The organism is Streptomyces sp. NPDC051172, assembly GCF_040682555.1.
In the GTDB taxonomy this organism is placed as follows: Bacteria; Actinomycetota; Actinomycetes; order Streptomycetales; family Streptomycetaceae; genus Streptomyces.
In genome coordinates this window covers 37,590-50,468 of sequence record NZ_JBFBBE010000022.1, presented here as the reverse complement: position 1 = coordinate 50,468, position 12,879 = coordinate 37,590, and the positions used below count along the sequence as shown (strand labels likewise).

Genomic DNA, 12,879 nt, shown 5'->3' with positions numbered 1-12,879 from the left:
CTTGCCCTCAGTTCGCGGAAGTGTCGGCCCAGGAGCCGAGGAACTTCGCGATCGCGTCCGCGACCCACTGCGGTTCCTCCTCCGGCAGCAGATGTCCGCCGTGGGGGTGGACGAGCTCCTGGGCGCCGGGGATGTCGCGGGTGAAGTGCTGGCCGTCGATGCTCACGCTGCGCAGCACCAGCGTGGGCACCGTGATGCGGGGGATCTGCCCGCTGCGGTCCGGCTGGTCGGTGTTGCAGAAGTCGACGAAGGCCGAGCGGTTGCCGGGGCGGCTCATGAGCTGATGGGCGCGGTCCACCATGGCGTCGTCGACGATCTGCGAATACGGCCCGACGGCCTCGCGCAGGTTGCGCTCGATGGCCCCGCGCGGCATCACCCGCCTCAGCAGGGGCCGCACCAGCGGGTTGCGGGTCAGACGCATCCCCGCGGGCACCGTCTTCTCCGGGTAGCCGGTGGCATTGACCAGTACCAGGCCGGTCAGCCGCTCCGGCTGATCCAGCGCGAGGTTCCAGGCGATGTTGCCGCCCAGGGAATTGCCGGCCAACGCGTAGCGCGGCACGCCCAGCGCCTCCAGGAAGCCCGCCACCGTCGCGGCGTACGCCGGGATGCGGTAGTCGCGGTCGTTGCGTGGGCCGGTCAGTCCGAACGCCGGCAGGTCGGGACGGATGACATCGAACGAATCCGACAGCAGATCCGTCGCGCGGTCGAAGTGCTGCAGGGATGAGGCACTGCCGTGCAGCAGCACGAGTGCCGGGCCGTGCCCAGCACGCTTGTAGTGGATCCGCAGGCCGTCCACCTCGACGAACCGGGAATCGGGCTGGGGCTCAGACCAGGTACTCATAATGGCTACACTGTTACCGATATAGCGGTCATGTCAAGTGGAAGTCGCCGCGCTTCTCTGTCACGACCCTTGACGGATCATTCCATCAGGCTTGATGATTTCCTCATTACGGCAATGTTGCTCGGAGACACCTGGTGTCGGCCTTGCGGTGCTGGGTGCCGGGGTCGGTGCCGCCGTGTTGCTTCAGCGGACGGCGGGTGGGCGTCATCACCGGGCTGCGCCACGGGACGGGGCGCGGGAATGCACGCATGCGCCCGGGCCCGCACGTCCCGACTCCCCTCTCTCCCGGCTCCTTCAGGAGGGCTGTTCATGCCCATGCGTACGAAGCCTCCCGCCTACCACGCTGATCTGTACTCGGCCTCGGCCATCCGTGACACCCATCCGCATTACGCCGCGCTGCGTGACCTCGGCCCCGTGGTCTGGCTGAGCAGGCAAAAGGTCTACGCCCTGCCGCGCTACGCCGAGTGCAAGCAGGTACTGCTGGACGACGAGACCTTCGCCTCCTCGGACGGCGTCGCCCTCAACCCCGTCGCCAACCGTGTGGGCCAGGGCACCACCCTGTTCAGTGACGGCGACGACCACGCCCGCCGCCGCTCCCTCCTCGCGCACCGCCTCACCCCCAGGGCGCTGCGCACCATGAAGGACACAGTCGAGAAACAGGCCGCCGCCGTGGTCGCAGCCGCCGTCGCCCGCCGGACGGTGGATGCCGTCGAGGTCGCCACGGCCCTGCCCATGTCCGTCGTCCCCGACCTGGTCGGCTGGCCCCAGCAGGGCCGCGAGCACCTGCTGCGCTGGGCCGGCGCCACCTTCGACGCGCTGGGCCCGCTCAACTGCCAGGCGGTACGCACACTCCCGGCGTCCGTCGGCATGCTGCGCTACGCACGCGGTGTCGTACGGGACCGGTCCGTCCTGGACGGCAGCATGGGCCAGGACCTGCTGCGCGCCTGTGACGAGGGCCGGATCATGCCGGCCGAGTGCGCCACGATGATGATCGACTACCTGGCGCCGTCCCTGGACACCACGATCAGCGCCATCTCCAGCGCCCTGCACCTGTTCGCCACCCACCCCGAACAGTGGCGCCTGCTGAAGGCGGACCCCGGCCTCGTCCCGAGAGCGGTCAACGAGATCGTCCGCTACGAGTCGCCGATCCGAGGCTTCTCCCGGACCGCCGCCCGCGACACGGAACTCGCGGGCGTCCCCCTCCCCAAGGGCTCCCGGGTGCTGGTCCTCTACGGCTCCGCCAACCGCGACCCGCTGGAGTGGGACGACCCGGACACCTTCGACATCCGCCGCGACGCCGCCCGCCAACTCGGCTTCGGACAAGGCACCCACGGCTGCGCCGGCCAGGGCCTGGCCCGCCTGGAGACCTCCGCACTGCTCAGCGCCCTGGTCGCACGTGTCGACCGCATAGAGCCCGTCGGCACATCTGAGTGGGCGCTGAACAACGTCATCCACCGCCTCGAAAGCCTGCCCCTCGAACTCATCCCCGCCTGACCCCGCCGCACGCCCCCTTCCAGGACCGCTGAGGACCGCACCATGAAGATCTCCGTCGACCATCCACGCTGCGAAGGCCACGGCCTGTGCGCCGACCAGGCTCCCGACATCTTCAGCCTGGACGATGACGCCGAACTCACCTACCACTTCGACGGCACCGAAGTCCCGGACGAGCATCAGTCCGCCGCCCGCGCGGCCGTCAACGCCTGCCCGGTCGCCGCCCTGCGAGTCCTGTCGTGACCGCACCGTGCTCGGTGCTCGTCGTCGGCGAGTCACTCGCCGGCACCACCGCCGCACGCCACCTGCGCAGCCTCGGCCACACCGGGCCCGTCACGATCATCGGCGCCGAGGAGCACGGCGCCTACTCCCGCCCGCCGCTGTCCAAGGCCTTCCTGAAGAATCCGGCCGCCGACCACGCCCCGGGGCCGGTCCTCGACGGGCTCGGCATCGACGTCATCCGCTCGGCCGCCGTCGGGGCCGACATCCGGCGCCGCGTCGTGACGACCGCCGACGGCCGGCAGGTCGGCTACGACGCGCTGATCGTCGCCACCGGGGCGGACGCCCGACGACTCGCAGTCCCCGGGCAGCGGGGCGAACTCGTCCTGCGCACCCTGGACGACGCCCGCTTGCTGCGCGCCCGCCTGGTGGACGCCGGCTCGGCGATCGTGGTCGGCGCAGGCTTCCTCGGTATGGAGGTGGCCAGCGCCTGTGCCGCCCGTGGCATCCCGGTCACCGTCGTGGACGTCGACCCGCCGCTGGAGCGCATCCTCGGCGGTCACCTGTCCGCCGCGATCACCGCACGCGCTTCGGCGTACGGAATCCACTTCGTACAGGCGACCGGCTTCGCCGCCCTGATCGGCGACCCCGTGAACGGCGTGGCGCTTCCTGACGGCACCGAGCTCACCGCAGACCTGGTGGTGAGCTGCGCCGGAGAGGTGCCCTGCGTGGACTGGCTGGCCGGGACGGGCCTCACCGACCGCCTCGGCGTCGGCATCGACGATGCCTGCGCCACCACCGTGCCCGGCGTGTTCGCCGCCGGTGACGTCACCTACCTCCGTGGCGACGGCACCCGGCCCGACCGGCGCGCGCCCTTCTGGTCAAACGCCGTCGCCCAGGGCAGGACGGCTGCGGCCTCCGCCCTCGGCCTCCCTCCCGACGGACCATCGCAGGACGACTACCTCTGGACCGAGGTCGCCGATCTCGCTGTCAAGGTCGTCGGCCGTCTGCCGCTCATCGGCGAACCGACGACGCTGCAGGGCAGCGTGGCCGAGGGACGCGCGCTGCTGACCTGGACCCATGCCGACGGAACGGCGACGGTGGTCGCCTACGGACTGCGCAAGTCCGTCACCGCGCTGCGGGACTTGGCCATCACATCCACGCGCAGACCCGGCTCGGCAGAGCCTGCGAACAACGTGACATGCAGGAAGTGAAAGGCCTTGGTCGCTCGTGGTGCTGGGCAACGGTTCTCCGGTGTTGACGAGCAATGTGCCCGACACCCGGGTCCGGCGTACAGCCGGAACCTCGGTGTCGCGGTGGCTGCCGTACCTGGTCCATGGGTCAGATGGGGTGGTGGCGGGCGCCGGACTGGACGGTGACCCAGCGCAGTCCGGCGGGTTCTTCGGGAGCGGGCGGTCGTCGCAGGGCGGGTCGGCTCACACTTGCCGGCGAGTCGACGGCCGGACACCGCTCGCTTGTCCAGGTAAGCGGCGGATGGCGCTGCGACGAAGCCGCAGAATTACCGGGTCGGTACGGCCCCCGGCCCGCGGTGCGTTGCCGGCCTGCTGTCCGGCGGGGACTCGTGCGCCGTGCGGCCCCCTCCACCGCCCGGCGGGTTCGTGTCAGTCGGAGTCGGAGACCAAGTCCGCGAGCCGGCGCATGAGCGTGACCAGTTGGACACGTTCGTCCGCCGTGAACGCCTCGTAGGCGCGCGCCTGCCGCTCCCGCAACCGCTCCCGGAGCGTGGCGAGCAGCTCGGTGCCCGGTGCGGTCAGGCCGACCAGGACCAGCCGCTCGTCCTGCGCCGACCGGCGCCGCACCACGATGCCCTTGGCCTCCAGTTGCTGGAGCATCCGCGTGGCCGTCGGCACGCTGACGTCCGCGCCGCGCGCCAGCCGGCCCACCGGCAGCTCCGGCTGCGCGGTCAGCGGTTCGAGCAGGGCGACCTGGGCCAGGGAGAGTCCGCCGTAGTGGTCGGCGCCCGCCGAGCGGGCCCGGCGCATGGCGACGAAGAGCGCGTCGGCGGCCTGTGCCATCTCCTCCGCGCTGACGTCCCCGGCCGCGGTGACCTGGCCGGCCCTGTACTCCTTGCTCATGGAGGTGTAACTTACCAGAGCAATGATTAGCTGCCTAAATATTGGTCACCCAAATATTAGGAGGCGAGAGAACTCATGACCTCTCCGTACCGCATCGACGTCCACCAACACCTCATCCCGCCGGCCTACCGGGCAGTGATGGACCGCCACGGCGAGACAGCCGGGGGCTGGCCCATCCCCGCCTGGGACGCCGACAGCGCGCTCGCGATGATGGACCGCCGCTCCATCGCCACCGGCATCCTCTCGATCAGCGCGCCCGGCACCCACTTCGGCGACGACCCCGAGGCCCGCGCGATCGCCCGCATGGTCAACGAGTACGCCGCCGAACTGGCCAGGGACCGCCCCGACCGCTTCGGCTTCTTCGCGAGCCTCCCGCTCCCGGACGTCGACGGAGCCCTCGCCGAGGCGACGTACGCCCTGGACGAACTGCACGCCGACGGCGTGGTGCTGCTCTCCAACGTCCGCGGCCGCTACCTCGGCGACAAGGAGTACGAGCCGCTGTGGGCCGAACTCGACGCCCGCGAGGCGGTCGTGTTCGTCCACCCCGATGTACCGCCGCTGCCCATGCTGGAGGGCATGCCCGGCCCGCTGCTGGACTTCCCCTACGACACCACCCGCACCGCGGTCCACATGACGCTGAACGGCGTGATGAGCCGGCACACCCGGATGAAGGTGATCCTCTCGCACGCCGGCGGCTTCCTGCCGTACGCCGCCTGGCGGTTCACCGCCGGCGCCCAGTTCAACCCCGGCACCACACCCCTGGGCATCCTGACCGACCTCCAGCGCTTCCACTTCGACACCGCACTGTCCTCCACCCCGGCCGCGCTGCCCTCCCTGCTGGCCTTCGCCGCACCCGGACACATCCTCTACGGCAGCGACCACCCCTTCGCCCCGGAAGAGTCCGGCCTCCTCCTCGACTCCCTCCTCGACGGCTACGACGGCTTCAAGCCGGGCCAGCTCGACGACATCAACCGCACGAGCGCCGAGGCGCTCTTCCCACGTCTGGCCGGGATCTGACCCGGCCGTGAAGAGCCGGACTCCGCCGCTGGGGAACCCCGTTGATCGGCATGTCACCGGCACATAGGTTCCGGGCATGACGAATGTACGGATCGGTGTGATGTACGACCGCGACTGGGCGCCGGAAGAGCTGCCCGGGTTCGCGCGGCGGGCCGAGGCGCTCGGGGTGGACGACCTGTGGGTGGTCGAGGACCTCGGGTGGAACGGCGGAGTGTCGGCGGCGGCGGTCGCCCTGGGAGCGACGGAGCGCATCCGGGTGGGCATCGGCATCGCGCCCGCCCCGCTGCGCAGCCCGGCGCTGCTGGCGATGGAACTGGCCACGCTGGCACGGGTGTTCCCGGGGCGCCTGGTGGCCGGGATCGGACACGGTGTGCGGGAGTGGATGGCCCAGGCGGGCGTCGCACCGCGCTCGCCGCTCGCCCTGCTGGAGGAGACGATCACTTCGGTGCGCACGCTGCTGCGCGGGCAGCGGGTGGACCTGGCCGGACGTGAAGTGCGCCTGGAGGGCGTCGAGTTGGTGCATCCGCCGGCCGAGGTGCCGCCGGTGGTCGCCGGTGTCGTACGCCCCCGATCCCTCGAACTGTCCGGCCGGGTCGCGGACGGCACCGTGATCACCGAGGGGCACGGCCCCGATGACCTGGAGAACGCCCGTGCGCTGACGGCCAAGGGCGGTGCGGCGCCCGGCCACACCCTGACGGTCCTCGCCTTCGCCTCCGTCGGTGACGACGCCGACGAGGTGGCCGGCGCCCTGCAGCCGCACGTCGAGGGTCACGCCGCCTGGCTCGGCCGCCCGCAGAACGAGGTGTTCACCGTCGCGGGACCCGCCGCGCAGGCTGCCGAACGGATCGGCGAGCTTGCGGCGTCCGGCGCGGACGCGGTCGTCCTGCGGATCGCCGGCGCGGAGCCGCTGCGGCAGTTGGAGGCCCTGCTGAAGGCGGCCGGGCGGCCGGGCTGAGGGTCAGCGAGGAGAGGGCGGGGAAGGGCGGTGGCGGTGCCTGCGGCGCGCGGTCCTGAGCGCACTCGTTCCTGAAGCAACCACTCGGACCGGGCGTCGCGGGACCTGCAGGACCGGGAGTGGCACTGTCGCGCCGAGTGGGCCGACCGAGGCGTCATCGCTCGGGTCGGCCTTCTTCACGGGCAGCAGGAACTCCTCGTAACGGCCGAGTGCAAGCACCATGCCGAGCATGAGAAGCGGGATGATCACGGCAAGCAGTGCCATGGCCGATTCCTCCCCGAGGATGTGCGTGGAGGGCGCGTGTCGGGTTCCCGGCTTTCGGGCCGCAAACCCTGTGTCGGCCTCCGGTCTTCGGGTACGCGGAGCCCACCCCGAAGATCTGGAGGGAGTCATGCAGCGAGGCAGTGACCGGCTGAGCGTCCACCGCGACGAAGAGATGAAGCACGAACTCCAGGGTCTGCTCCGGTCCGGGCACCCCACGCGGACCGAGGAATGGCACGACCCGGAGCCCACCGCCGACGACGACCCGGAGGTCGCGGGCGGTCCGATCGCACCCGGACGCTCCCGCGCGTCCCTGGCCGCGGTCCGCACGGAACTGGCCCGGCACCTGAACCGCCACGTGTTCCCCGCAGGCCCCCGCGAACTCGTCCAGGCACTGCGGCGGGCGTACGCACCCGACGCCCTGATCGAGCCCGTGGAGCGGCTGCCCCGCTCGGCGCGGTACAGCACCGTCCAGGAGCTGGCGGAGGCCCTCGCCGGGGGTGGCCGGGAGCGACGGGCGTAGACCCGGACGCGGCCGGATCCTGCGGCCGCCGGAGTACAAGGGTCCGCCGTGGCGCATAGGCCCCGGGCCCGGGGGTACTGCGGGCGGCGTCACCCCGACGACGGCCACGGGCCGGGAACGGAGGAAGGACCGCAGTGATGGCAGCGAGCGCGGATTTCGTCAGGGAGGTCATGACACCGGGCGTGGTCGCCGTCCGCCCGGACGCGTCACTCGTCGAGGCGGCGCAGCTGATGCGGTCGCAGGGCATCGGCCATGTGCTGGTGGCCGACGGGCAGCAGGTCGTGGGCGTGCTCACCGATCGTGACATCACGGTGCGGGCGGTGGCGGACGGCGTCGATCCGCTGACGGTGAGCGCACGGTCCGTGTGCACCCCCGATCCGGTGCTGGTCGGCCCGGACGATCCCGTCTCGGCCGCCGTGGCGCTCATGCGCGCGCACGCCGTCCGCCGGCTGCCGGTCGTGGAGGACGGCCTGCCGGTCGGGATGGTGAGCCTCGGTGATCTGGCCGCGGTGCAGGACCCGGACTCGGTGCTCGCCGAGATCAGTCTTGCCGTGCCGGACGGCCGGGGCAGCGTATGAGCCGGGACCAGGCCGCCGAGATCAGCGCCACCGGTGTCACCGTCGACGTCGGTGATGTGACCACCCGCTATCTGCTGTACGGCCTGCTGCCCGGCTGGTTCGTGCCCGGTCTCGCCGACTGGGTGATGCACCGGCGCAGCCGTATCGAGGACACGGCGGGCACCAAGGAGTCGTTGATCCACTCGCTGATGATGGCGGAGGTCGGCATCCCCATCGCGCTGACCTTGCGCTACGAGGTCAACCCGCTGCTCCTGACGGTGCAGTTGGGCGGCGCCGCGGTGCATGAGGCGACCGCACTGTGGGATGTGCGTACGGCGGTGCGCAGCGACCGCGAGGTCACCCCGCTGGAGCAGCACATCCACAGCTTCCTGGAGTCGCTGCCGTACGGCGCGCTGTCCGCGCTGATGTGTCTGCATGCCGACCAGGTCAAGGCACTGCTGCGATGGGGGTCCCCCCGCTCGAGCGAAGCCGAGAGCGGGGGAGGAACGGGCCGCGCCGACGCCTGGCGTCTGGTGCCGCGCCGTCGCCCGCTGTCCCGTGGCTATCTCGCGGGCATCGCCGCCGCGATCGGCACCTGTGTGGTGCTGCCGTACGGCGAGGAGCTCGTGCGCTGTGTGCGCGCGAGCCGCCGCAACAAGAAGCGCGCCACCTCCGACGAGGCCAACTGGCGTGCTGGGAAAGGACGTTGAACCATCATGCGTATCGCATTCCTGACCGCACCCGAGGGTGTCGAGCAGATCGAGCTCACCGAACCGTGGCAGGCGGCGAAGGACGCGGGCCACGAACCCGTGCTGGTGTCGACCGAGTCCGGCCGCATCCAGGCCTTCGACCACCTCGACAAGGCGGACACCTTCCCCGTGGACGAGGTGGTGGGCGAGACCTCGGCCGCCTCCTTCGGCGCACTGGTCCTGCCGGGCGGCGTGGCCAATCCCGACTTCCTGCGCATGGACGAGAAGGCCGTCGCGTTCGTGCGGGACTTCTTCGAGCAGGGCCGGCCCGTCGCCGCGATCTGCCACGCCCCGTGGACGCTGGTCGAGGCGGACGTCGTACGGGGTCGTGAGCTGACCTCCTGGCCGAGCCTGAAGACCGACATCCGCAACGCGGGCGGCACCTGGGTCGACGAACAGGTGAAGATCGACGACAACGGCACCGGCAAGCTGGTCACCAGCCGCAAGCCGGACGACCTGAAGGCGTTCTGTGACGCCTTCCTGCATGTGTTCGCGGAGGGGGCCGGCTGATGGGCTCCCCCGCCGACCGGAAGCAGCAGCAGCGCGCCTCCTTCCACGCCGACGACCCGGCGGGCGGGCCGCTCACCACCGACCAGGGCGTCGAGGTCGACCACACCGACGACTCGCTGGCCGCCGGCGAGCGCGGTCCCACGCTGATGGAGGACTTCCATTTCCGGGAGAAACTGACCCACTTCGATCACGAGCGCATTCCCGAGCGGGTGGTGCACGCGCGGGGCGCGGGCGCGTACGGCTACTTCGAGCCGTACGAGTCCTGCGCGGAGTTCACCCGCGCGGCCTTTCTGCAGGACCCCTCCGTGCAGACGCCGGTCTTCGTGCGGTTCTCGACGGTGCAGGGGCCGCGCGGCTCGGCGGACACCGTACGGGACGTGCGCGGCTTCGCGACGAAGTTCTACACGTCGGAAGGCAATTACGACCTGGTCGGGAACAACTTCCCGGTCTTCTTCATCCAGGACGGCATCAAGTTCCCCGACTTCGTGCACGCGGTGAAGCCGGAACCGCACAACGACATCCCGACGGGCGCCTCCGCGCACGACACCCTGTGGGACTTCGTGTCGCTGCAGCCCGAGACGCTGCACGCGATCATGTGGCTGATGTCGGACCGGGCGATCCCGCGCAGCTACCGCATGATGCAGGGCTTCGGTGTCCACACCTTCCGGTTCGTGAACGCCGACGGGCGCGGCACGTTCGTGAAGTTCCACTGGAAGCCGAAGCTCGGCGTGCACTCGCTGGTGTGGGACGAGGCGCAGGAGTGCCAGGGCCGCGACCCGGACTTCAACCGGCGCGACCTGTGGGACGCGATCGAGGCCGGCGAGTACCCGGAGTGGGAACTTGGTGTCCAACTGGTGCCTGAGGAGGACGAGTTCGCCTTCGACTTCGACCTGCTCGACGCCACGAAGATCATCCCGGAGGAGCAGGTGCCGGTCCGGCCGATCGGCCGGATGGTCCTCAACCGCAACCCGGAGAACTTCTTCGCGGAGACCGAGCAGGTCGCCTTCCACACGGCAAATGTCGTCCCGGGCATCGACTTCACCAACGACCCCCTGCTGCAGGCCCGCAACTTCTCCTATCTGGACACCCAGCTGATCCGCCTGGGCGGCCCCAACTTCGCGCAGATCCCGGTCAACCGGCCGGTGGCACCCGTGCGCACCAACCAGCGCGACGGCTACCACCAGAGCGCGATCCACCAGGGCACGAACTACTTCCCGAACTCCCTCGGCGGCGGCTGCCCCGCCCACGCCGGGGTGGACGCGAACGCCTACACGCACTATGCGGAACGCGTGGACGGCGCCAAGATCCGAAAGCGCAGCGAGAGCTTCAAGGACCACTACAGCCAGCCCGCGATGTTCTTCCACAGCATGGCGGAGTGGGAGAAGCAGCACATCGTGGCGGCCTTCCGGTTCGAGCTCGGCAAGGTCGGCGCGATGACCGTCCGGGCCCGGACCGTCGAGGAACTGGCCAAGGTGGACGGCGGGTTGGCGCGCGAGGTGGCGCGCGGGATCGGGGTGCCGGAGCCGGACGGCGCCGAGCCGGGGACGTACAAACTCACCTCGCCCGCGCTCAGCCTCGAGTCGCTGCGCGGCGACGGCTCGATCCGCACCCGGCAGATCGCGGTCCTCGTCACCGACGGCGTGGACGCCGAGCAGGTGACCTCCGTACGGGAGGCGCTGGCCGCCGAGGGTGCGGTCGTCGAGGCGCTGGCGCCGACGGACGGCACGGTCAGGGGCGCCGACGGCGAGTCGTACGTGGTCGACCGTGCACTGCCGACCGTCGCCTCCGTGCTGTACGACGCGGTCCTGCTGCCCGGCGGGCAGGACGGAGCCCCGGCGGCGGCGAAGGCCCCGGACGCGCTGCGCTTCGTGCGGGACGCGTACCGGCACGGCAAGCCCGTGGGCGCGCTCGGCTCCGGCGTGGGCGTCCTGTCCGCCCTGGAACCCGAGGGCCTGCGGCTGTCCACCGGGGACCGGCGTACGGTGTCCGACCGGGGCGTGGTGACGGACACGTCACCGGGCACCCCGGACACCGAGTTCGCACAGGCGTTCGTCGATGCGATAGCGGCGCACCGGCATTGGGACCGGCCGCCGGTACGCCACTGAGGAGGCGCCGTGATTCAGGGAGTCGCCGACTCCCCGCACCGGCGGTCCCGTGCGCCTTCACGGGTGCGGCCCGCGGCCACCATGCGCCGCGGGTTGCGGCGCATGTACTCGCCCTCCAGCTGGGCCATGCGATCGTTGTGGGCCCGCAGCGCGTCCGTCGAGCCGTACAGCAGCGTGTCGTGGCGCGTGCGGTGGATCGTCTCCAGCTCCTTCATGAGCTGCTGGTCGTCCAGCCGGCTGGGGTCGACTCCGGTCATGGTGGCACCCCGCTCGTCGTGTTCGTCCATGCGGTCCGGGTACCCGCCCGGTACCAGTTCCGAGCGGCATCCGGGAGGGAACCATGGATCTCGCTTTTCTGCATCCACTCTACGAACATCCGGGCCCCTGGGCCTCCGTGTACGTCGACACGTCCCGGCATACGGAGGACACGCCCCACGAACGACATCTCACGGCCGTGGCACTCGCCCGCGACCTCGATCGGCAGGGGGCGGACCAGGCGACGTGCCGGGCCGTCCTCGATGGCCTGGACGGGCTGCAGCACTCCTCCGAGCCCCACGGGCGAGCGCTGTTCGCCCGCGACGGCAAGGTCGTGCTGGACCCGCCGCTGGCCCGGCCCCCGCAGCTTGACAGCGCCCACTGGGCGCCGCTGCCGCACACCGCGCCCCTGCTGGAGCTGGCCGGTGAGGACCCGGCCTGTGTGGTGGCGTACATCGACCGCAAGGGCGCGGACTTCGAGCTGCGCACCTCGCTGGGCGGCCAGGAGGCCGGCACCGTCAGCGGGCGGCAGTGGCCGGTCCACCGTACGAGCACGGGTGACTGGTCGGTGCGGCACTTCCAGCTGAAGGTGGAGAACACCTGGGAGCACAACGCGGCCGAGATCGCCGACGCGCTCGTCGTGTGTCAGGAGGAGACCCGCGCCGACCTGCTGGTTCTCGTGGGTGAGGAGCGGGAGAAGCGGGCGGTGCACGACCGGCTGCCCCGGCGGCTGCAGGACATGGCCGTCGAGGCCCCGCACGGCGCCGGCAGCAGGCTGCTCGACGAGGATGTCGAGCAGGCCCGCACGGCGTACGTAAGGCAGCGGGCCGAGCGGGAGCTGGAACGGTTCCTGGCGGCCCGCGAACCGGGCCCCGAGGGGCGCTCCGGTGCCGTGGAGGGCGTGCCGGCCCTGGTCGAGGCCGCCCGCGAGCACCGCATCGACGAACTGCTGATCCGGCCCGACGGCCCCGACGCCCACCGCGAGGTGTGGATCGGCGAGGACCCCGACCAGCTGGCGGTCCGCCGCACGGACCTGAAGATCCTCGGCGAACAGCGCTCCTGGCCGGCCCGCGCCGACGACGCCCTGATCCGCTCGGCGGTGACGACGGGCGCCCCGGCCCTGTCGGTGAGCCCGGCGGCGGAGGCGAGCGGCGGCCAGATCCCGGCCGGAGGCTTGGGCGCCCTGTTGCGCTGGACGTAGGGGCACCTCTCAGCCCCGGCCGGCACAACCAGCCCGTCCGGCGTTTGAGGACGAGGCCCCTCAAGGGCCGAACGGGTTGCTGGGGGCAGAGCCCCCAGC

15 protein-coding genes are annotated in these 12,879 nt (G+C 71.3%); 11 read left to right on the top strand and 4 right to left on the bottom strand.

Annotated features, from left to right (window positions below; all coding sequences use genetic code 11):
• Positions 1 to 7: 7 nt before the first annotated feature.
• Positions 8 to 841: an alpha/beta hydrolase gene (locus AB0N07_RS16075; RefSeq protein ID WP_365835281.1), complete on the bottom strand. Its 834-nt coding sequence runs from the start codon at positions 839 to 841 to the stop codon at positions 8 to 10.
• Positions 842 to 1,150: 309 nt separating this feature from the next.
• On the opposite strand from AB0N07_RS16075, the gene AB0N07_RS16070 reads away from it, so the two are divergent.
• The 3 genes from AB0N07_RS16070 to AB0N07_RS16060 are packed head-to-tail and all read left to right on the top strand — an operon-like array spanning position 1,151 to position 3,765.
• Positions 1,151 to 2,335 (top strand): cytochrome P450, encoded by a 1,185-nt coding sequence (locus AB0N07_RS16070; protein WP_365835279.1) that lies wholly within the window; start codon positions 1,151 to 1,153, stop codon positions 2,333 to 2,335.
• 42 nt (positions 2,336 to 2,377) lie between these two features.
• Positions 2,378 to 2,575 (top strand): ferredoxin, encoded by a 198-nt coding sequence (locus AB0N07_RS16065; RefSeq protein ID WP_365835276.1) that lies wholly within the window; start codon positions 2,378 to 2,380, stop codon positions 2,573 to 2,575.
• Positions 2,572 to 3,765: an NAD(P)/FAD-dependent oxidoreductase gene (locus tag AB0N07_RS16060; RefSeq protein ID WP_365835274.1), complete on the top strand. Its 1,194-nt coding sequence runs from the start codon at positions 2,572 to 2,574 to the stop codon at positions 3,763 to 3,765. Before AB0N07_RS16065 ends, AB0N07_RS16060 begins: the two co-directional genes overlap by 4 nt.
• A 408-nt stretch (positions 3,766 to 4,173) precedes the next feature.
• On the opposite strand, the gene AB0N07_RS16055 is transcribed toward AB0N07_RS16060, so the two are convergent.
• Positions 4,174 to 4,647: a MarR family transcriptional regulator gene (locus AB0N07_RS16055; RefSeq protein WP_365835272.1), complete on the bottom strand. Its 474-nt coding sequence runs from the start codon at positions 4,645 to 4,647 to the stop codon at positions 4,174 to 4,176.
• 75 nt (positions 4,648 to 4,722) lie between these two features.
• Here AB0N07_RS16055 and AB0N07_RS16050 point away from each other — a divergent pair, with 75 nt between their 5' ends.
• Both AB0N07_RS16050 and AB0N07_RS16045 read left to right on the top strand, forming a co-directional pair.
• The gene (locus AB0N07_RS16050; RefSeq protein WP_365835270.1) at positions 4,723 to 5,664 is read left to right on the top strand and encodes an amidohydrolase family protein; all 942 of its coding nucleotides are present in this window, start codon (positions 4,723 to 4,725) and stop codon (positions 5,662 to 5,664) included.
• Between the two features lie 76 nt (positions 5,665 to 5,740).
• Positions 5,741 to 6,619, top strand: a complete 879-nt coding sequence (locus AB0N07_RS16045; protein WP_365835268.1) for an LLM class flavin-dependent oxidoreductase — start codon at positions 5,741 to 5,743, stop codon at positions 6,617 to 6,619.
• Between the two features lie 3 nt (positions 6,620 to 6,622).
• Here AB0N07_RS16045 and AB0N07_RS16040 read toward each other — a convergent pair whose 3' ends face one another.
• A complete protein-coding gene (locus AB0N07_RS16040; protein ID WP_365835266.1) occupies positions 6,623 to 6,883 on the bottom strand; it encodes a hypothetical protein in 261 nt (86 codons plus the stop codon).
• A 127-nt stretch (positions 6,884 to 7,010) separates the two neighbouring features.
• Between AB0N07_RS16040 and AB0N07_RS16035 the strand changes: the two genes are divergently transcribed.
• The 5 genes from AB0N07_RS16035 (at position 7,011) to AB0N07_RS16015 (ending at position 11,324) form a co-directional block, all read left to right on the top strand.
• A complete protein-coding gene (locus tag AB0N07_RS16035; RefSeq protein ID WP_365835264.1) occupies positions 7,011 to 7,403 on the top strand; it encodes a DUF2795 domain-containing protein in 393 nt (130 codons plus the stop codon).
• Positions 7,404 to 7,540: 137 nt separating this feature from the next.
• Positions 7,541 to 7,981, top strand: coding sequence for a CBS domain-containing protein (locus tag AB0N07_RS16030; protein ID WP_365835262.1), 441 nt, complete (start codon positions 7,541 to 7,543; stop codon positions 7,979 to 7,981).
• Positions 7,978 to 8,670, top strand: a complete 693-nt coding sequence (locus tag AB0N07_RS16025) for a diguanylate cyclase (RefSeq protein WP_365835260.1) — start codon at positions 7,978 to 7,980, stop codon at positions 8,668 to 8,670. Before AB0N07_RS16030 ends, AB0N07_RS16025 begins: the two co-directional genes overlap by 4 nt.
• A gap of 6 nt (positions 8,671 to 8,676) precedes the next feature.
• Positions 8,677 to 9,219, top strand: coding sequence for a type 1 glutamine amidotransferase domain-containing protein (locus AB0N07_RS16020; RefSeq protein WP_365835258.1), 543 nt, complete (start codon positions 8,677 to 8,679; stop codon positions 9,217 to 9,219).
• Positions 9,219 to 11,324: a catalase gene (locus AB0N07_RS16015; protein WP_365835256.1), complete on the top strand. Its 2,106-nt coding sequence runs from the start codon at positions 9,219 to 9,221 to the stop codon at positions 11,322 to 11,324. The genes AB0N07_RS16020 and AB0N07_RS16015 overlap by 1 nt, the downstream gene beginning before the upstream one ends.
• A 14-nt stretch (positions 11,325 to 11,338) precedes the next feature.
• On the opposite strand, the gene AB0N07_RS16010 is transcribed toward AB0N07_RS16015, so the two are convergent.
• Complete coding sequence (locus AB0N07_RS16010; RefSeq protein ID WP_099932466.1) at positions 11,339 to 11,611, bottom strand: DUF6158 family protein; 273 nt, start codon at positions 11,609 to 11,611, stop codon at positions 11,339 to 11,341.
• A gap of 53 nt (positions 11,612 to 11,664) precedes the next feature.
• Here AB0N07_RS16010 and AB0N07_RS16005 point away from each other — a divergent pair, with 53 nt between their 5' ends.
• Positions 11,665 to 12,780, top strand: a complete 1,116-nt coding sequence (locus tag AB0N07_RS16005; protein ID WP_365835254.1) for a Vms1/Ankzf1 family peptidyl-tRNA hydrolase — start codon at positions 11,665 to 11,667, stop codon at positions 12,778 to 12,780.
• The last annotated feature ends 99 nt before the right edge of the window (positions 12,781 to 12,879 follow it).